The organism is Lysinibacillus sp. YS11, from assembly GCF_002896375.1.
Taxonomy (GTDB): domain Bacteria; phylum Bacillota; class Bacilli; order Bacillales_A; family Planococcaceae; genus Lysinibacillus; species Lysinibacillus capsici.
The window spans coordinates 2,297,584-2,317,412 of sequence record NZ_CP026007.1; the positions used below are offsets into that span (position 1 = coordinate 2,297,584).

The 19,829-nt window shown below is 35.7% G+C and carries 21 protein-coding genes; 10 read left to right on the plus strand and 11 right to left on the minus strand.

The window, feature by feature from the left end; genetic code table 11:
- Window positions 1-51 precede the first annotated feature (51 nt).
- Window positions 52-543: a PaaI family thioesterase gene (locus tag LBYS11_RS11315; RefSeq protein WP_048392750.1), complete on the minus strand. Its 492-nt coding sequence runs from the start codon at window positions 541-543 to the stop codon at window positions 52-54.
- 267 nt (window positions 544-810) lie between these two features.
- Here LBYS11_RS11315 and LBYS11_RS11320 point away from each other — a divergent pair, with 267 nt between their 5' ends.
- Window positions 811-1,440 carry a hypothetical protein gene (locus LBYS11_RS11320; protein ID WP_233731926.1) on the plus strand — a complete coding sequence of 210 codons (630 nt, stop codon included), beginning with the start codon at window positions 811-813 and terminating at the stop codon, window positions 1,438-1,440.
- Between the two features lie 111 nt (window positions 1,441-1,551).
- On the opposite strand, the gene LBYS11_RS11325 is transcribed toward LBYS11_RS11320, so the two are convergent.
- A complete protein-coding gene (locus LBYS11_RS11325; protein WP_054550170.1) occupies window positions 1,552-1,938 on the minus strand; it encodes a hypothetical protein in 387 nt (128 codons plus the stop codon).
- A gap of 192 nt (window positions 1,939-2,130) precedes the next feature.
- On the opposite strand from LBYS11_RS11325, the gene LBYS11_RS11330 reads away from it, so the two are divergent.
- The 6 genes from LBYS11_RS11330 to LBYS11_RS11355 all read left to right on the plus strand — a co-directional run bounded on the left by LBYS11_RS11330 (window position 2,131) and on the right by LBYS11_RS11355 (window position 7,969).
- Complete coding sequence (locus LBYS11_RS11330) at window positions 2,131-2,625, plus strand: DinB family protein (protein WP_103118141.1); 495 nt, start codon at window positions 2,131-2,133, stop codon at window positions 2,623-2,625.
- A 47-nt stretch (window positions 2,626-2,672) separates the two neighbouring features.
- Complete coding sequence (locus LBYS11_RS11335) at window positions 2,673-3,227, plus strand: GNAT family N-acetyltransferase (protein ID WP_016991743.1); 555 nt, start codon at window positions 2,673-2,675, stop codon at window positions 3,225-3,227.
- A gap of 14 nt (window positions 3,228-3,241) precedes the next feature.
- Complete coding sequence (locus tag LBYS11_RS11340; RefSeq protein ID WP_103118142.1) at window positions 3,242-4,003, plus strand: glycosyltransferase; 762 nt, start codon at window positions 3,242-3,244, stop codon at window positions 4,001-4,003.
- A gap of 190 nt (window positions 4,004-4,193) precedes the next feature.
- On the plus strand, window positions 4,194-5,141 hold the full coding sequence (locus LBYS11_RS11345) for a serine hydrolase domain-containing protein (protein ID WP_233731928.1): 948 nt from the start codon (window positions 4,194-4,196) through the stop codon (window positions 5,139-5,141).
- A 323-nt stretch (window positions 5,142-5,464) separates the two neighbouring features.
- Window positions 5,465-6,031, plus strand: a complete 567-nt coding sequence (locus LBYS11_RS11350) for a TetR/AcrR family transcriptional regulator (protein WP_054550174.1) — start codon at window positions 5,465-5,467, stop codon at window positions 6,029-6,031.
- A 57-nt stretch (window positions 6,032-6,088) separates the two neighbouring features.
- Entirely contained in the window at window positions 6,089-7,969 is a 1,881-nt protein-coding gene (locus LBYS11_RS11355) for an alpha/beta fold hydrolase (RefSeq protein WP_103118145.1), read from the plus strand.
- A 660-nt stretch (window positions 7,970-8,629) separates the two neighbouring features.
- Here the strand turns inward: LBYS11_RS11355 and LBYS11_RS11360 are convergent.
- A complete protein-coding gene (locus tag LBYS11_RS11360) occupies window positions 8,630-9,517 on the minus strand; it encodes a LysR family transcriptional regulator (RefSeq protein ID WP_103118146.1) in 888 nt (295 codons plus the stop codon).
- Between the two features lie 117 nt (window positions 9,518-9,634).
- Here LBYS11_RS11360 and LBYS11_RS11365 point away from each other — a divergent pair, with 117 nt between their 5' ends.
- Together LBYS11_RS11365 and LBYS11_RS23635 are read left to right on the plus strand one after the other, a co-directional pair.
- Window positions 9,635-11,032 carry an MFS transporter gene (locus tag LBYS11_RS11365; RefSeq protein ID WP_103118147.1) on the plus strand — a complete coding sequence of 466 codons (1,398 nt, stop codon included), beginning with the start codon at window positions 9,635-9,637 and terminating at the stop codon, window positions 11,030-11,032.
- Window positions 11,033-11,250: 218 nt separating this feature from the next.
- Window positions 11,251-11,391, plus strand: coding sequence for a hypothetical protein (locus tag LBYS11_RS23635; protein ID WP_233731932.1), 141 nt, complete (start codon window positions 11,251-11,253; stop codon window positions 11,389-11,391).
- 689 nt (window positions 11,392-12,080) lie between these two features.
- On the opposite strand, the gene LBYS11_RS11375 is transcribed toward LBYS11_RS23635, so the two are convergent.
- From LBYS11_RS11375 to LBYS11_RS11390, 5 genes are all read right to left on the minus strand, one after another.
- A complete protein-coding gene (locus LBYS11_RS11375) occupies window positions 12,081-13,037 on the minus strand; it encodes an acetyl-CoA carboxylase carboxyltransferase subunit alpha (RefSeq protein WP_103118148.1) in 957 nt (318 codons plus the stop codon).
- Entirely contained in the window at window positions 13,030-13,878 is an 849-nt protein-coding gene (accD, locus tag LBYS11_RS11380; RefSeq protein WP_103118149.1) for an acetyl-CoA carboxylase, carboxyltransferase subunit beta, read from the minus strand. The genes LBYS11_RS11375 and accD overlap by 8 nt, the downstream gene beginning before the upstream one ends.
- Window positions 13,879-14,319: 441 nt before the next feature.
- On the minus strand, window positions 14,320-14,538 hold the full coding sequence (locus tag LBYS11_RS24125) for a FadR/GntR family transcriptional regulator (protein WP_369700631.1): 219 nt from the start codon (window positions 14,536-14,538) through the stop codon (window positions 14,320-14,322).
- A 588-nt stretch (window positions 14,539-15,126) separates the two neighbouring features.
- The gene (locus LBYS11_RS24130; protein ID WP_158651977.1) at window positions 15,127-15,264 is read right to left on the minus strand and encodes an SH3 domain-containing protein; all 138 of its coding nucleotides are present in this window, start codon (window positions 15,262-15,264) and stop codon (window positions 15,127-15,129) included.
- 302 nt (window positions 15,265-15,566) lie between these two features.
- A complete protein-coding gene (locus LBYS11_RS11390) occupies window positions 15,567-16,760 on the minus strand; it encodes an MFS transporter (RefSeq protein WP_103118150.1) in 1,194 nt (397 codons plus the stop codon).
- Between the two features lie 91 nt (window positions 16,761-16,851).
- Between LBYS11_RS11390 and LBYS11_RS11395 the strand changes: the two genes are divergently transcribed.
- A complete protein-coding gene (locus LBYS11_RS11395; RefSeq protein WP_066036726.1) occupies window positions 16,852-17,721 on the plus strand; it encodes a LysR family transcriptional regulator in 870 nt (289 codons plus the stop codon).
- A 476-nt stretch (window positions 17,722-18,197) separates the two neighbouring features.
- On the opposite strand, the gene LBYS11_RS11400 is transcribed toward LBYS11_RS11395, so the two are convergent.
- From LBYS11_RS11400 to LBYS11_RS11410, 3 genes are all read right to left on the minus strand, one after another.
- Entirely contained in the window at window positions 18,198-18,401 is a 204-nt protein-coding gene (locus LBYS11_RS11400; protein WP_103118151.1) for a hypothetical protein, read from the minus strand.
- 157 nt (window positions 18,402-18,558) lie between these two features.
- On the minus strand, window positions 18,559-19,032 hold the full coding sequence (locus tag LBYS11_RS11405; RefSeq protein ID WP_103118152.1) for a DinB family protein: 474 nt from the start codon (window positions 19,030-19,032) through the stop codon (window positions 18,559-18,561).
- A 257-nt stretch (window positions 19,033-19,289) separates the two neighbouring features.
- Window positions 19,290-19,772 carry a GNAT family N-acetyltransferase gene (locus tag LBYS11_RS11410; RefSeq protein WP_103118153.1) on the minus strand — a complete coding sequence of 161 codons (483 nt, stop codon included), beginning with the start codon at window positions 19,770-19,772 and terminating at the stop codon, window positions 19,290-19,292.
- Window positions 19,773-19,829 lie beyond the last annotated feature (57 nt).

A 19,829-nucleotide genomic window follows, 5' to 3' on the forward strand; every position in this document is an offset into this window, starting at 1 on the left:
ACATCTATGAATAAGATGTGCTCTTCTTTATTTTAGTGAGGATAAAAAATGCTAATCATTTTTATTTAGAAAAGTACTAGGCATGACTACAAGAACTACTGTTCCACGAGCACAGAGCGTATCCTGCGCGTAAACTTCAGTTTCTACTTTCCATTTTTTCGGATGAATTTCTTCAACAGTGCCAATTGCCTTTAATGGAACATGTTGGGGTGTTGGCTTTAGGAAATCTACATTAAGGTTAGCCGTTACAAATCGAGGTGGCTCCGCTCCATCACCAATTTCATGTCCATTTTTACGATGCAAGGCAAGCGCTGCCGACCCTGTTCCATGGCAATCAATTAATGAAGCAATTAAACCACCATAGATAAATCCTGGAATACCCATATATTTTGATTCAGGTGTATAGATTGTAATCGTCTTATCACCATGCCACCCCGTGCGAAGATGATGACCATCATCATTCAAACGGCCACACCCATAACACCAAGCGATATCATCTGGATAAATATCTTGAATTGCTTTTTCTACTTTTAATTCTTCCATTCTTCTCTCCCCAATACTCTAGTATTATTTGTTTCTAATCGAACGTTAATCATTTAAGTATAATTAATCATTTCCATTCCATCAATAAAAATCTAAATATTCCATCTATTTAAACTGTGTAAAAAAGCACTACCATAAAGTTGGACAAATTTTATTAGTGACAGATGGGGAGGGCTGGTATCAGAAAGTAGGAAAAGCTGCATAGCTTGTAAAACGCTGGCATGGTGCAACAATAGAAAGATGGTATACTATGATCGTTGCATTGCTGTGCTGAAGAAGGAATTAAAGGAGTCAAAAGGTATGTCATTAGAAAATATAATCGATTGTATTTGCAAGGAAGCAACTAATAAAGACAGTAAAAAATTAGAAGAATTACTAGAGCAATTGTATGATTATGAAAGTGCTAAAATACTTGATATTTACCCTTATCAGATAAAAAGTAATGAAAAATATAGTCAAGTTGAAGTATTCTTCGATAAATTAGAGATGGTCGATTTCCAACAAAAAACGCAGGATTATCATTCGTACCAGAAAAGCCTAGAAAAATTTGAGAGATTTTTTGAATTGATGTGGTTAAAATCATCTGAATTTTATGCATTTTATTATTTACCAGATCCTTTATATAAGGATCAATTGTATTATAAAGTCTACGAGAATGAGTGGAATAAAATTATACCTAAAGATCTTACAGAAGGCATTTTATTAAACATTGATGAGTACACAATATTAATTTCACTAATAAAATTAGCTGTTTCGGACCATCTCCATTTACATTTTATTTTACCTGAGGAGAATATTGTATTTAGTGGGAATGGCTTAGCCTTTTTAATTTTCAGCCAACATAATCTTGAGTTATTAGAAAAGATCGCTAATACGGAGGGGCTCTATATCCGTTGAAAAAGTGAGAGAACATTCCCAGCAACATGAAGCTAGATAATATGAAACATACCCTAAAAAAATAGCAACAATCTATGTTTCTTACAGATCGTTGCTACAATTATTTAAAAATCATTTATTCTGCTCTCGATAATTAATGGCCTCTTTAAATTCATCGGTAGCTAGGATATTGTAGAACATATTTTTACTGTTTACGTTTGCTATTGTCCCAGTGATTGTATTATCAATCCATAGATAGTATTCATCATCGTTTAGTTTGATCTTATACTGCGGAGCAATTTCGTTATCGACCTCACCGAATTCTCTAGCTTTTTTAAATGTTTTTTCTATAATTTTAATATCTTTCGCATCGGAGATTTGTTGTAAAGTATCGGGTTGCACTTCATCGAAATTAATTAATTCTTGAATTTCTATCACCTCCGATGCTTCTTTCTGATCGTTACAAGCAACTAACGCTAAGGAACAAATCATTAACAACAAAAATGTTCTTATTTTCACCTTGTCTTCACCCCTTTTTGTTCAATCTAGTATATTCCCTTATGAACATTTCTTCAAACTGCAAAACCCTCGAAGTATTTACATATTCTAACAGTCTAAAAAAGGTTTAACCATAGCATAAAAACTTATCTGAGAGCTTTCCCCTTGAATGGAATTTATAGTATGCTGATTAAAAGGGAGGAGAGGGATTTTATGGTTAAACAATTGATTGTTGGGGATACAACACAGGAATTGGCTTCTACTCGTCGCATGCTGGAACGCTTGCCCGACGAGCATATGACATGGAGGCCACATGAGAAATCAATGACACTAGGAGGTCTGGCCACGCACCTAATCAATCTGCTAAACTGGCAAATGGCTATTTTACAGTACTTAGACTTTGATCTTTCCACCGTTCCGTTACGACGAGAGGCATTAGAAAAGCGAGCTGACATTCTGGATGAGTTCGATACAAACGTAAGAAAACTGGAAATGATGCTTACTGAATGTGATGAGAAAACGCTCGGAGAGGAATGGACACTACGTCATGGTGACCATATTATTCTCCAAGAGCCTCGAGCAATTGCGTTCCGCACCTTCGGATTAAGCCACATGGTCCATCATCGGGCGCAACTTGGGGTATACTTGCGACTTCTCGATATTCCAGTACCAGGCATCTACGGCCCCTCTGCAGACGAAGAAGCCTAGTAAACTACTTCCATGAATCGCTATTTAGAAAGGTATGAGGTGTTCGATTGACTAAGATAATGACGAAAACAGAACGATTAATTATTCGATTAATGGAAGAGGGAGATTACTCTTCTTGGCTTACGCAATATGAAAATCGTTTACCTTCCCAGCATAAATACGATGAAGGTAAATTAGATATGAGCATCTGTACGAAAGAATGGTTTCGTGATTTAGTTACTAAGCATCATCAGATGGCTGAGGATGATAAGGTGTATGTATTTGGAGTATTTAGAAAAACAGATAATACGCATATTGGTTTTGTAGACTTTTCCACAATTATGAGGGAAGAATTTCAATGGGCTAGGTTCGGGTATACCATTCATAACCATTTTTGGAGAAAAGGTTATGGTAAAGAGGCTGTAAAGGCAGCGATTGATCTAGCATTTGAAAAATTAAATTATCATCGAATAGAAGCTCATATAAACCTCGACAATACGGCATCTATAAAATTAGCAGAAAATGTTGGGATGCTTTATGAATGCACGAGGAAAGGATTCATATACGAGGACAACAAGTGGACTGATCAGCTGGTTTATTTTATAAATGCAGAAGACATTTAAAAGGGAGGAGCTGTATGTACGACATGGAGAACTCTTTAGAAGTGCAAAAGAAAGAGGATATAAAAATTTCAATAGTCATACCAGCCCATAATGAAGAAAAATACATTGGAAAATGCTTAGAATCTATTTTAAAGGCTTCCAAATCCTTTGAAAATCAAGTAGAGATTATTGTTGTTTTAAATCGCTGTACAGATAGAACAGAGGAAATTGCAAAATCGTATAATTGTATCCTACTAAAAAATAGCGATAAGAACCTTTCGAAGATTAGGAACGCTGGCGTTGATATAGCAAGAGGGGAAATCATCGTCACAATTGATGCCGATACACAGATGAACGAACATGTGTTATCGAAGGCAGTGGAGAACTTAATCACAGGTAAGTACATTGGCGGGGGCGTTACAGGAAAGTTTGAAAGAATGTCCTTAGGAATTTTTGTTTCAGCTTTGTTGTTAATCGGACCAATATTTTTAAAATATGGTGCAATTTCTGTAGGCATCTTTTGGTGCTACAAAAAAGATTTTCAAGCAATTAATGGATTTAATGAAAATATGCTCATGGCAGAAGATGCCGATTTTGCTAAACGATTAAAAGATTGGGGAAAAAAGAACGGAAAAAAATACGGAACAATTCAAAATGGAATGATCACTTCAAGCAGAAAATTTGATAAGCATGGAGACTGGGTTTTACTTAAACGTCCTAAAATGATCCTAGCATACCTTAAAGGTACAGATCAGAAACATGCGAATGAAGCATATTATGAAAATGAAGATAGATAAAAAGAAACCGTAACGTTAATCGAACAAGGATTAACGTTTTTTTGTTATCACACTAGCTGGAAAAAAGAAAAGAATTGAATAATTTTTTATAATAAATTATTCTTTATTACATCAATATTGATGATTCATTTTAGCGAAAGGATGGGGATTGATATAGCTGACGTCAATGTGTCAAACCCTAACAATCAGAATGATGAATAACTTTGAAGATTTAATAGAAAAAGAGTATTCCAATATAGCAGGCATCGCTATTAGAAAAGATAATCATTTAATTTACGAAAAATATTTTGATGGGTACACCCCAGATGATGCTTTGCATATAGCATCTGTCACTAAAAGTATCATCTCCATTCTTATTGGAATGGCAATTGATAAAGGATATATGAAAAATATAGAACAGCATGTGTTAGATTTTTTTCCAAATTATACAGTGAAACGTGGCGAAAAAACCATTCAAAACATCACCATAGCAAATTTGTTGTCAATGACTGCACCCTATAAATACAAGTCAGAGCCTTATACGAAAGTATATTCAAGTGATGACTGGGTAAAAGCTGCATTGGATTTGCTAGGGGGCAAAGGTAGTATTGGGGTGTTTAACTATTCTACCGTTGGCACACATATTTTATCAGGTGTTCTTACAACTGCCACTGGTCAATCTGTTCTTGATTTCGCTACAGAAAACTTGTTTAAACCTCTTGCAATCAAAGCTCCCACAAATACAACTATACAAAATAAAGAAGACTATTTCGCTTTTCTGAAGGATAAATATGTCACTGGCTGGATAGTAGATCCTAAGGAAGTAAATACCGCTGGTTGGGGACTTACGTTAACAACCCGGGATATGGCCAAAATAGGTCAGCTCTATTTAAATGAGGGTGTATGGAACGGTCGCCAAATTCTTTCTTCTCAATGGATAGAGGACAGCACTAAAGTACAAAGTCGATCAGGAAAGCTGACCTATGGTTATTTGTGGTGGATACTTGATGATTGCTATGCAGCTTTGGGGGATGGGGGAAATGTAATATTCATAAATCCTCAAAAGAAGATGGTCATTTCGATTGCTTCGCGCTTTATGCCACGTGCCAAGGATCGTGTTGAATTTATTAGAAAGCATATGATGCCATTGTTTGAATAACAGCTAGGGATAATAAAAAATTATGGTAAATACACTCCATTTTGATCATCATCAATCAAAATGGAGTTTTTATATTGAATGAAGGGTATTAATGAATCAATTTTGTCAATCATCCTTAACGGGCATAAAAGCAAAATAACACAAGTGAATAATTACAAGCCATCCAAAACAGTTTTGGGGATCCGTTCAATTTTGTTCAAAATGACATTTTTAAAATCAATTAAAGTTCCGCATTTTTAATCAAAATTTTTTTAAACTAACAAAAATACTTGCAACACACATTGTAGTACCGTATAGTACTAATTATGACAAAGGTAAAATTAATGAATCAAAAACGTGTAATTGAAGTAGCTGCAACATTATTTTTAGAAAAAGGGTTTGCTTATACAAGCATGGATGAATTAGTTCGTGTAAGCAAAGTTTCAAAGTCTAATGTGTATTATCACTTCTCTAATAAGGAAGAATTGTTGGAAGGGGTCGTTGATTATTGGATTGAAATGTATCAATCTGCAATAGATGACTTACTATCTCAAAACCATTTATTAGTTGAAGATCGTATCAAACTATTTTTAAAGCAAATAACACAAGGAGTTCAGACGAGAGAATATAAGGGGAGCTGTCCATTTATTACGCTTTATATTCAAAGTCCTACAAATGCCACAAAAGTAAAAGAAAAAATAGGTCTTTTTTTTAAAGGCTTACAAACGAAAGTTTCTCTATTCCTTAAACAAGGGGTAGAGAATGGTGAATTTAGAAAGACAATAAATATTGACGAGGTTGCATCTCTTTTTATTACAAATCTTGAAGGAGCGCTATTTATTTCAGAAACACTGGAGGATGCAACTGTAATCATGAAAACAGCAGATCATTTGTTTAACTTGCTTCGGTAAAAGAAGCATTTTTTTTACATCAAATTAGTACTACGCAGTACTACTAGGAGGATTTTTATGAGGACAGTATTTTTAACGGGTGGAACAGGTTTTATTGGAAAGCAATTAGTGAAGGAATTAGCCAAAGAGGATGTGAACATTCTTCTTTTAGTGAGGTCGAAAAGTAAAGCAACACACATTTTTCAGGAAAGAGGCATCTTAAAAGAGGAAAATATGCACTTTATTGAAGGTGATTTAACGAAAATAGACTTAGGTCTAAGTGCTGAAGATAAGGAGTTGGTATTGAAAACGGATGTGATTATTCACGCAGGAGGCTCTATGGATATTCAAGCGACAAACAAAGAGGCAACTTCTGTATTTTTGAATGGCGCCAAACATATTAGTGAATTCGCTAAAAGTATTCATCAATTGAAGGGCTTACAGCAATTTATTCATGTTGTAGGTTACATGAGTCCCTTTGATGATAATAATAGCAAGGTTGCGATAGATGTATTTAAAGAAGGAAACAAATTTTTAAAAATAAAAAATCCATATGAGAAAACAAAATTTTTAGCTGATCTTTATATCCGTCAACAGGCATCAGCAGTAGGTTATCCGCTGTCTGTCATTAATCCGCCAACTGTGGTTGGTAGTAGTAAAACAGGGAGTACAGAGCAGATAGCAGGATTAGGTTTGCTTGTGACAAGTATGCGAAGAGGGCTCATGCCAGTGATTCCGGGAGGTAAGGGATATAGGTTGCCACTGATTTCAAACGATGAGTTTGCGAAGTTTATTGTGCAGGTTTTCAAATTGGAGCAGCCGGCTATTCAAACATATACACTTGTTGATGACAAAGAGAACGATCCGAACATTGCTGAATTATTAAGTGTTATGTCGGAAAGTATGAATATGAGGGCACCAAAAATCTCTGTTCCAATGCCGCTTATGAAAACAATAATGAAAAGTGGAGTAAGTAAAATAACAAACATTCCTTCTGATGGACTGAATTTTATCACAAAACGAACATTTTCAAATGGTTCGGTGAAAACCATGAGGGGGGGAGATTGGTTTAAGAAGATGAGTGTCATGAACTTTTTCCCTGCCGTAGTAGCTGATCTGGATTATCGATTGATGTATCAAAATGGGGAGCATCATCATTTATTTGAGCGAACATTATGCGATAACAATACCCTTTACCAATTACACGGAGAGGGAAAACCGTTTATTTTATTACATGGTTTATTGAGTGATGGGGAGGATTTATTTCCTTTAGCGCTAGAGCTTCATGAAAAAACGGGTCAACCTGTATGGATCTTGGATCTTCCAGGTTTGGGACGTTCTCCTTTTAAACGCGAGAAAAATCTTTTAAATATCTATTTGAATGTAGTAAAAAAGTTATTGGAGAAAGCTACTAACGGCGCCCATCTAATTGGCCATTCATTTGGTGCGTATATTCTTTTGGAAGCATTAGTACAAAAGTACATAGATAAGAAGTATACAATTACTTTACTTCAGCCACCTATTGCTAAAAAAAATGCTAAATCGATATATGTTCCTCAATTTATGAACAAATGGACATTGAAATTGGCAACTACTAATTTGATAGAGCGATATTTATTAAGTAATGGTTTATTTGAAAGTATAGAGAGCATCCCTGAACATTATATTGAAAAACTAAGTAAAAGTTTTACTTCTCCTAGAATTTTAAATACTACGGTTCAGCTTAACAGTTTACTAACGAAAAACGTTCAAGGTGATTTCAATGAAGTAACAACGTATAATCTTCACATTATTTGGGGGGATTCTGACAGAGGCTATTCTGCTCCTTCACATCTGGGTAAGGTTGATTTTGTTCCATATGGTCATCATTTTCCTCTTAGCCATCCGAGTGAAACGGCTAATTTGGTCATAAAAAACAGTAATGAATTTGCAAAAGAAGCTGAGATCTTGCTTCGGTAAAACTACTATTTAGTGTCCTTTCTACAGGTAGCAGTGAAAATTACTGATATATTACAGCCGAAAAAGTATATACCTAACCAGTTGTCGAAATTTATTTGACGACTGGTTATTTAGTATTATTCTTCAGAATTAAGGAATCAAGAAGAACGATTTAATAAAAGGAAACTCGATGCAGTATATTGTTTTATTTAAAGAAAATTCTTTTTTAGAGTATGGGGAAGACGAAAGGGACTACGAAATTATTCATATTCCAACAGAGACATTAAAAGAATTATTTGAAGATAATTCAAGATCTTTTATAAAACGATTTAATAGATATCGAGGTGATTGAGGATTAATATCTTTTTCAATGAGCATTCGTAAATAATCCCTTATGTTCATTTGTCCTCTTATTGGATATGGCAGCTGAAAACAACTTTTTTATTATATGAAATGGGGAAACTATTTTAAAGTAATACTATCTTAGGCACCAATGTATTAAGTTTTTTAACATATATTAAACTTTCATTCAACAATTGGGCCAGATTGTAGAGTAACTACAGGACATAACTTCTAACTAATAAATATACTATGTACGTTATTCGTTAGAAGTTATAATACTCAATTTAATTGTAGGTTGTTCCATAACCTCATCGAATCGGTACGAGTCATGCAATAAGATTAATTGGACTGGCTTGATATTGCCTCAAAATAGTCTAGAACTACATTGCGGAATTCCAATGAAGCTTGCGTCATGTATCGACTTTTATGCCATAATAAAGCGATATCACGTACAAGTTCATGATCCTCAACTTGCAAATATTTAATCTTTTCCCATGATATTTTTGCTGTGCTTGGTATGAAGGCAAGTCCAATTTCAGCTTCTACAAGAGTGATCAAACGTGTAGGTTCATCGCCCTCATACACATATTTAAGGTCAATTCCAGCCGATTTACATACAGCGTCTACTAAATCACGAGTGCCGTATCCTCTTTTCACACCGACAAAGCTTTCATCCTTAAGTTCTGTTAAACATACGCTACTTCGGTCTGCCAGCCGATGCCCATTAGGAACTGCAACAAGAATGGGATCAACAAAGACAACTTGACATTCGATGTCTTGCCCTTGAAAAGGAGAGGACGACAAGCAAAAATCGACTTCACCTCGATGTAAAAGCGTGACCATTTCCAGTGTGGTCAGCATTTGCACATGAAATTGGATATTAGGACGTTTTTTACGAAACTCTCGCATAATCTGGGGTAAAGTACTTGCTGTGGTTACTGCAAGCTTAAGTGTGCCAGATTCCGCTCTGGACAAATCGCTAATCTCCTGCTTCCCCTGTTCCAACTCAAACAAAGCCCTTTCCGCGCGACGAATGAATTTGTTGCCAAATTCATTTAATCGCAGTTTCCTGCCTGTGCGATCAAATAAAGGTACCCCTAAATCTTCTTCCAGACGCTGAATCGTTTTGCTTAGCGACGATTGCGTAACGTGGAGACTTCGGGCAGCTTCGGTTACATGCTCTAATCGAGCTACCTCTAGAAAATATTGTAGTTGAAGAAGTTCCATTTCTTTTTCTCTCCAATCATTCCTTTTGGTCAATGATATCATAACTTTAAATGCGTTGGAATGAATGTAAAATTTCAAGTAAGATATCAATGTAACAAATATAAAGGGGGGTAAACTATGAATTCTCGTAGCAGGTGGTTAATGATATCCGTTGGACTAGGAATATTATTAAACCCTTTAAATTCATCAATGATTTCTGTTGCTATTGCTAGGTTGCAACATGTGTATAGCATTGATTTTACTGCTGTTTCCTGGATTGTGTTTTCATTTTATATCGCTAGTGCTATCGCCCAACCTGTAATGGGGAAGGCTAGTGATTTATTCGGTCGGAGAAAGATATTTCTGGCTGGTCTTGTTGTATCCTTAATTTCTTCTATTCTGGCACCATTTTCTCCAAATTTCGGATGGCTTATAGTGTCCAGAATTGTACAATCAATCGGAACTAGTATGCTGATTGCAGTTGGAACAGCTATCGTACGCATTCATATTACAGAAAAGCAAGCAGATGCTTTAGCAGGTTTATCGATTTTCCTATCCGGTGCGGCAGCTATAGGACCTTTTGCTGGAGGAGTACTTATTCAATGGTGGGACTGGCCAGCGATCTTCATCGTCAATATCCCGTTTGTTGTGGCGAGCTTTATATTAGCTTGGAAAATGATTCCTAATGATGGATCGGCAGCAACGGTTTCACGTGACATGTCGTTTCGAAAATTACTGGGTGTGATTGATGTGCCAGGAATTCTGCTCTTTGCGGTGGGTCTGATTGCCCTTCTAGTTGGCTTGCTATCAGCGAAGTCATCTGGGCATTTCTCTATGTGGAATATCGTTGTTGTGCTAATCGGGCTCATTGCGTTGGGAATATTCGTACAACATGAGTTAAAAACAATGTCGCCATTTATTCCTTTACGCACCTTCGCCAAATATCCAGGGATGACTTGGGTCAATATACAATACTTGCTAGTTAACTTACTTTATTATTCACTCTTTTTTGGGATTCCATCATACCTGCAAATGGTGCGTCATGTCAGTGAATTTCAGACAGGGATTCTTATGTTAACCTTGGGCTTGAGCTCGATTGTAGCTTCGCCAATAGCAGGGAAATGGGTCGGTAAATCGGGACCAAGACCTGCATTGATTGTATCCTCATTACTGATGGTAGTGGGGGCAGTGTGGATTGTGACATGGACGCAAAGTTCACCAGTCATCAGTGTGTGCCTGGCGTTAGCCGCATTCGGTTTTAGCAACGGGCTAAACGCTGTTAGTATGCAGGCAGCTTTGTTTAAAAGCTCTCCAAAAGAAATTGCTGGTGTAGCATCTGGTCTATTTAATACATCGAGATACTTGGGAACAATTTTATCTTCACTGTTGACAGGTATCATTATGGGAGGTGCGTTCAACTTGACAGGATTCCGATTGCTGGGAGTTTTCCTAACGGTTATTGCATTGGTCTTAGTATTTATAAGTCTGCGATTCAGAGATTCGAAGCAATTGGATGAACCGCGTACAAGCAATTAAAACAAAAAATAAAAATAGGAGTTGAATGTTATGACAACTGTTAGTATCAAGGAATGGTCCTCATGAGATCAAGCTTGGAAGGAAATGCAAAGGATAAACAACCCCAAGATGAGAAAGTCATTTAGAAGTTGAATGCGAGAGCGCAAACTTTCGCCGCGAATACCCTTGGAAATGCAGGTCAAAAACGGATGGAGCAAGTTATTCAATGGTTCAATAGAATGAGGATTACGACAAAAGAATTGGTTCATACAGATGCAATAATAGAAGACCAATTGACTGTTAATTTGCTAGGTGAATTAACGTTGCACCAAGAGAGCTGGATTCTTTATTATTTGCCATCAATGACTATCTTGGATTAAAAGAGCAGTTGAAATGATGGTGGCTTTAGTTTTACATTTTAAATCCATTTTGTCTCACTATTATTAGTATACTTTTCATTGAAACGTAACTTCCTATAATTTATATTATGTAAACTAAAATTATTTGGCGTGGAGGAGGTCCTTGATTCATCAACTACCCATAATATCTGTACTTGTATATGGACAAGAACTTTTAGACACTGCCACAAACCTACCTTCTTTCTTTGCACGAGGATTTTAAAGCATTTTGATTCTTTGGACAAGAACTTTTAGACATTTTATTTTTATGGACAGATGAAAACTCATAAAGTTTAAATTACTCTGTGTAAATGGTCACTTAAAGCAAATTAATAAGACACAAAAGTGTTGGTCTGGAATAAAGTTTGATTAAAAGTTTGTTGCAATCGTTGATTTTATATTATATATTATAATAGAAGAAACCCACGCATTTTGAAAAAAATTTGATCAAAATGCGTGGGTTTTATTTAAATACGAAGTTATTTTATCAAACTATATTACAAATAATCGAATAATCGAACTTTATTATAAATGCTCAATCTTTTTTACCAACTACAATTCTTTTTCCTTCCATCATTAGGATATTAATTCATTAGGATATTAATTTATTTAGGAAACATTTTTTATCTCTTTATGAACAAATTCACATGTCCAATAACCTAAAAATGAATTTAAACTTCTGTATATTGTCCAATCTTTCTGAATTTCTCATAGCGATCTTCAATTAATTGTTCGCCATTTAGAGAATTCAATGCTTTTAGTGTGACGCTTATACATTCTTTTATATAAGATGCTTGCTTCACAACATTGCGGTGTGCTCCACCCGTTATTTCAGGGATTATTCCATCAATAACGTCAAGCTCTTTTAAGTCAGGTGCTGTTATCCGCATTGCTTCTGCAGCTTGCTTCCCTAGGCTACCATCTCGCCATAAGATCGATGCAGCCCCTTCAGGCGAGATAACCGAATACGTTGAGTTCTCTAACATAAAGACGCGATTAGCTACCCCTAATGCAATGGCACCACCACTTCCGCCTTCCCCTATAATAATACTAATAACTGGTACTGTTAGAATCGCCATTTCAGAGAGAGTTCTAGCAATGGCTTCACTTTGGCCGCGTTCCTCGGCTGCCTTACCCGGATAGGCTCCTTTTGTATCAATAAAACAAATAATTGGGCGCTTAAATTTCTCAGCTTGCTTCATTAAGCGTAATGCCTTACGATATCCTTCAGGGTGTGGCATACCAAAATTTCGTCGAATATTTTCTTTAGTTGATTTTCCGCGCTGATGTCCAACAATGGTTACGGGCTGTCCTTCAAAGAGAGCAATTCCTCCAAGAATAGCTGCATCGTCACCAAATGTACGATCTCCATGTAACTCAATAAAGTTTTCACACATCGCTTCTATATATTGTAAAGTAGTTGGTCGTTCTGGATGTCTAGCAACCTGTACACGATCCCATGGCTTCATATTGGCATAAATAGATTGTTCTAGCTGTGTTAGACGTGTTTCAAGCTTTTCGATTTCGCCTGTCATGTCTACATTTGCCTCTGTAGTAATCGTTTTTAATTCATCAATTTTTTCTCGTAATTGTACGACTGGTTCTTCAAAAGCTAAATTTTTAGACATATTGCACACCGCCTTTTGTATGCATTTTTACAAGTATTGCTACTTGGTTTCGTAAATCCTTCCGATGGAAAATTGCATCAAGCTGACCATGCGCTAGTAAAAACTCCGACTTTTGGAAATCATTTGGTAATTTTTCTCTTAATGTTTCTTCGATTACACGGCGACCAGCAAAGTCAATCAATGCTTGCGGTTCTGCAATATTAATATCTCCAACAGAAGCAAAGCTTGCTGAAACGCCACCGTATGTAGGGTGCGTCATGATCGAAATAAATAATAGTCCTTCTTCACTATGACGTTTTAATGCCACACTCGTTTTTACCATTTGCATTAATGATAGAATACCTTCTTGCATGCGCGCTCCACCACTAGCAGTAAAAATAATAACCGGTACACGTAATTCAATAGCTTTTTCAACGGCACGTGTGATTTTTTCTCCTACAACGGAGCCCATTGAGCCCATACGGAAATGAGAATCCATAATGGCTACAACAATTTCTTCTCCATCAAGAGTACCTAACCCAGTCAGTACAGCTTCGCTTAATCCCGTTTGTTGTTTAGCCACTGAAATTTTTTCTACATAATCAGGGAAATTAAGTGGATTACTTGTTTGTAAATGATCATCCATTGAAACAAATGAACCTTCATCTAAGAGATATGCTACGCGCTCCTGTGCAGTCATTTTGAAATGATGGTCGCATTTTGTACACACTTTATGATTTTTTTCTAATTCCTTTGTTAACTGAATGTGACGGCATTCTGGACATTTTGTCATAAGTCCTTCTGGAAATCCCATTTCCTGTCTGTCCTCTTTCTTTTTACTAAATAAGCTACGTACTACCATGTTTTACTCCCCCTTTGTTGTCTAAATGCCTTGTTCAGCATTCATCCACTGTTGGTAAGCTTTTAATGCTTCTTTTTCATAGCCAAACTGTATCGATTTCAACATAGTTTGAATGATTAATTTTTCTTCTTCTGTTGAGTTTCGATTTAAACGGTCACCAGCATAAACTGCTAACTGAAACCAAACTTTTAGTGAAAGACGATTTCCTGACGTGATGATTATTTCTCGTTAAACATCCTGACAATTAATCGTACTTTCTATCTCTAGCTTTACAAAAAAAACTGCCCCACACTGGTAGTATTCGCAGAGTCTCTGTACAACTTTATAAAGCGAATGGCTTCCTTATCATGAATTTGTCGCGTTAATTCGCATCCTTTTTGATTTTTCATCTTCTAATATAAACATCGACAATATTTCTACGAGCTGATGCTTTTGTAGAAGCTAGAAACGTCCTTCCCCATGTCTCGTTTCAATAAGACCTAATAACTCTAAACTTCGCAATGCCTCTCTCACAGAGGATCGCCCGACACCTAGACGTTCTGAAAGGACTCTTTCGGAAGGTGACTTTTCACCAGCCTGTATTTTTTCTATTTTAATAAGTTGTCGTAATTGTTGGACGATATCTAAAAACACTTTCTTTTGTTCGGTTTTTTTATCCATACGATCAACTCCTCGGTCAATCTATTCGCCTTGGAATAATTATTGCTGTCGCTTTCCTTTCGCGCAGATAAACAATGCATCCAAAGGCTTCATCTTCATTCAGTAGGTGTTTGGATACCTACTAAAAAGAAACAAAATCCACCACCTTCAGATGATGGCGTCTCTTACTGAATGAATTCAAAAGTGGTCTGGCCACTTTTGAAGTTGGCTTTATCTTACAAAATAATTATTTGAAAGTAAAGAAAAAACTGCATAAAAATTTATGCAGTTTCTAAAACTCCCTTCAATTTCATATTCTTTTCGTCGTTTGTGCATATTTTATTTTCACTTGAGGTCTACCAAAGCGCTTTTCAAGCGTTCTCTCAATGTAAAGCAATTCAGCTTCTAGTAAAAGCTCCTGAACAAGAGGAAAAACTTGCGGGAATAAGGTTACAGAAACCGTTCCTTGCTGCTTTGTTGTTTATTAAAAATGAGTAATGATTAAATTCTAAAAAAGAGCTTTTGAAACAAGAAACTGCCCTTAGAAAGTTTGGAACTTTAAAGGACAGTTCTGATTTTTAAGTATTCTATTTAAATTTTTAATATCAATCAACAATTTTTAATTTTTAACTCCTCTATCCATCCATTTAAACAGCTATTATTTTCTTCTATTTGCACTCTTACCCAATTATTTTTTCTTTCTATTACCTCAACTATTGTATTTTTAGGAATTTTTGTTTCTTGAATAGTCTAGATTGTCGGCTTTTCCCAAATCTTATATAACTTCCATTACGTAATATCCCTAAATCATAAGGTAAATAATCTGATTTAGATTTACGATAATTTTTGTATTTCTTGAACTGTTGAATGTTCAGTTATACTAGATTGAATCTTATTAATTGTCTCAATACTATAAGTGTTTAAAAACATCGAAAAAACCATTAACAAAACTTCATCTCCAATTACTGAAATAGTCTCCTTAGTAAAATCAGTTATTTCATTCAATATAAACAATACCTAATATTCCCTGAATATCAAGGCAGTTGAGTTTAGAAATTAAGTCGATGGTGCTTCATAACTTTTTTATTTAGGTAGAAAGAACATCTGATAAAAATAAGTGAGAGTATTACGAATATTCCACCAATCCAGCTTAAATTTTCTATATTAGTATATTGAATAATGATTCCTCCTAATGCAGAGCCCAGCATCATTCCCACATTCATTAAGGCGGTATTAAAACTGAGTACTGTTTCGGAGGATTGTGGTTTTAGTGAAATCAGATAAAACTGCTTTGCTGGTGTCGTTGTCCAAGTTGCTACTCCCCAAAAAGCTAGTGTGACAAATACACCCACTGCCCTATACTGTGTAAATGCTAGTACAAACAAAGAGATGATATGAACACATAAACTTAATGTTATTGTTCGATTAGGTCCCCATCTATCTACCGCATATCCTCCAAAGCGTGAGCCAATAAAAGCAAATGTGCCTAAAACAAATAATGCGATACTTGTCATTTCTATAGAAAAACCAGCAGTATGACTTAATAATGGAGCAATGTAGGCAAACACCATCGTATAACCTAAAATCCAAAAAATCGTTGTCATTAAACCAGTTAGGACTCGTTTATCATTCATTATTTGTAGCTGTTGTGTAAATGGCAACGGTTGGTTTCCTTTTATAGCTGGTAATAATTTATAAAGACCTATCATTAAAAAAACTGTACCAAGCACAATGATCAAGAAAATATAGTGCCAATCAAAATGTCCAGCTAAAAATGTTCCAATAGGCACTCCAAGTACTAATGAAACAGTGAAACCTGTAATGACTGTTGCCATTGCACTACCTCTTTTTTCTGGAACTGCAATTTGAGCGGCATAATTGGTGGCAACAACAATATACAGCCCTCCACTCATTGCCATAATGACTCGGGATAACATAAGAATGACGAAATTATAACTGAAAAATGCAACTAGATTTCCTAGAATAAATATAGAGATGGCACTTAAAAGCACTTTTTTACGGTCAAATTTAGACGTTAGCATGACCAATACCAATGCTCCAATAGCATAAGATAAAGAATAAATCGTAATCAACTGGCCAGCTATTGAAATTGAAACATTTAATTCAAAAGAAATCAGTTCTAAAATTCCAGAAACAACAAACTCTGCTGTTCCTGTTACAAAAGCTCCTAAAGCTAAAAGTATGATGATTAGTTGATTTATATTATTTTTCAATTTGTACATCTCCTTATATTTGAACTGCTGTTTTTATTTTAAGTTCCATGTTAACATAAGTAAAATTGATGTTTTTGATAAGGGAGATGAGTAATTACTCATGACTATCGTGCGCTACGAAATCATTGCAAAAGTAGTCGAGCTAGGAAGCTTTACAGAAACTGCTGAAACATTAAATATGACTCAATCTGCCGTGAGCCATGCAGTTGCGAGTTTAGAATCTGAATGGGGAGTTTCTTTATTAATTCGTGATCGAAAAAAAGGAATAACACTTACAGAAATGGGACAAAAAATTCTGCCGCATATCAGAGAAATATTGAAAAGAGTGGAAGTCATTAATCAAGAAATTGCACTTATGACAAGCTTGGAAACAGGTATTATTCGTATCGGCACTTTTGCAAGTGCTTCTTCCTGCCTATTGCCTAAATTACTTGCAAAATTCCGGAAAAAGCATCCTAAAATAGAATTTAAATTTTATGAAGGAACCTATGAGGAAATTACGGAATGGTTGGATTCAGGCATTATTGACATTGGATTTGTAGTAAAAGGAAAATCAAGCCCAAATTTCGATTTGGTTCCTTTGATTAAAGACAAGATGGTAGTCGCTTATCACTCTGCTCATCATTTCCGCTCTAAAGAAATTGTAGAAATGAATGATTTAATGGATGAATCCTTTATTATGCCAACAGGGATGTACCAATCACATGTTGAGGAATTATTTGCAGAAGCGCAAATTAAACCATCTATTCTTTTTGAAGTACACGACTGTACAACCATCGCTAATATGGTACAGGAAGGACTTGGCGTTACGATAGGTCCAGAATTATACTTAAAGACACAGCAAAACATAAAAATCAGCAAACTAAATATTGAAAACAGCCGTGAAGTAGCACTTGCCTGTCATTCTATTGCAAATGCTTCTCCTGCAGTTAAGGAATTTCTCCATGTGGCAAAACATGTTTTTAAGTGAACATTTGGAGCGATTTCGTTTCAAAATAGAACTTCCTTTATTCATGTAACTCATGATAAAAGGAAAGAAAAAGGAATTTTTATGTATAGGCCTTTTAGATTTATTAAAAACACCTAACAAGTGTAGTGGAACGTCCCCAAGCGCCGTTTTGGAGCCTTTCGTTAAAAAATGTTTTTCAATAATTGGGCCCTTTTCATGAAGAAAGACGCTTTCTTTTTTCAGAAAAGGGCCCGATTGTTCAATAAGACATACTTTATTCAGTATAGGAAAAAATACAATAAATTTTGATAAAGGTATAAGAGGAGGATTAAAGAAAAATAAAAAATGTTAATCACTTTTGTACTCACACTTGTTTTTATTACTTCTTTTCAATCAGCAGCTGATTCATCTTCCGAACTAACTCAAGACTCTGAAGAACTTAGATGACAGGGTAAAGGTTGTTTCATCTGTTGCGACGATTGAGTTGTTTGCTGTTGTTATTGGTTCATCTGTTGTAAAGGCTGAGTCATTTGCTGCATTGGTTGTGCCATTTGTTGTAGAGGTTGCATCATTTGTTGTGTGTTCTGTAAATTTAATTTGTTCGATATATTTTTTGTGAATTGCTGAAGATTTCCACTTTGCAACCTCTTGTTATTACCCAAGATAGCAGCTCCAATTACACCCCATGTAAGAAATTTCATTATTAAAAACCCTTTTTCCGTCCCCCTTAGTTCATAGCGATTACCATTCAAGCCAGTTTTCTATGTTGGTTCATTACATATCTTCGAGGAATACTCTTTAATTTAACCCGTTATAAAAAGCACATGTCGTTCCCTTTTTGCTGTGGTTTAAATAGGTTTAATTTGGTTGTTTCTCTCGATATGAATTCTTTATCCGTTCAATTTGATCAAGGTGGTCGCGAACATGTTGTACGCGAAATTCAAGTAATTGCTTAAATGTGAATCGTTCCTGATCTATGTACATCCCCACTCGCCTGCTTTGTTCACTCGTTAGATTGTCCAAAATAGGCTGCATACTAGTACGTAACAATTTGAAAAGATGCAAATACTGTTCACGGTCCAATAAGTCATAACTCAAGGTATTCGCCCATGCATCTTGGTCAAATGAGACCAGTATTGGCTCATCCTCTGCCAATACTTTTTTTAGCCTAGGTGTGGCTGAGATCTCGGAATCCGTTACATGTATGAGAATTTGATGAATGCTCCATTTGTTTGGTGCGGGTTTGTATCGAAGCTCCTCCTCTGTTAATCCTTCGATGGCATCCCAAATCATTGTGTATCCTAAGCTGTACTCCTTTATTAAATCCTCCAATTCAGTATCTCCTTTCTCAAGTAACGCTTTTTAAAATTTTAATAAATATATATTCTTTTTTATTGGGTAAGAATCCTTGAATTTTACGAAAATTTATTAAACTAACCTGCTCCGTTAGTAAAAAGCGACTGTTCTATTGAACAATCGTACACTTTAACGGAATACCTAAAATATGTCTAAGATCGCTTATAAATGGCTACCCATGAATTTACTTTATTCTAATTTGTGAATCTTGCACACGTAACTTTATTTCGAAGTTACATTCTTCTTTCCATTAAAACTGTATCATGCCATATCCCATCTAATTGAGCAATTTTTTCTCTTGTACCAACAATTCGAAAGCCCATCTTTTTATGTAATTGGATACTTGATGAATTGATCGCAAAGATGGATGATTGGAGTGTCCAAAACGCCTCCTTTTCACTCTCTTCAATTAGTACTTTAAATAGCTTAGAGGCAATACCTTTCCCTTTACTTTCACTCGATATATAAACACTAACTTCTCCAACTCCAGAATAGACGGAGCGTGTAGAGACGGGTGAAATGCCAATCCAACCAACCACTCTATTGTGTTCTTCTGCAACAAAACGCAAGGTCGCATGGTGTCTTTCATCCCATACCTGTTCACTTGGCACTATTGTTTCAAAAGTTGCCATTCCTGTTTCGATTCCCTCTTTATAAATCTTTAATACCTCTTGTAAATCCTTATTTTCCATTTTACGAATAATAAGTGTGTCCATCCCATTTCCCCCTTGGTATTTTAAAAGGACTGCTAGCTTGCGCTAACAGTCAAATTT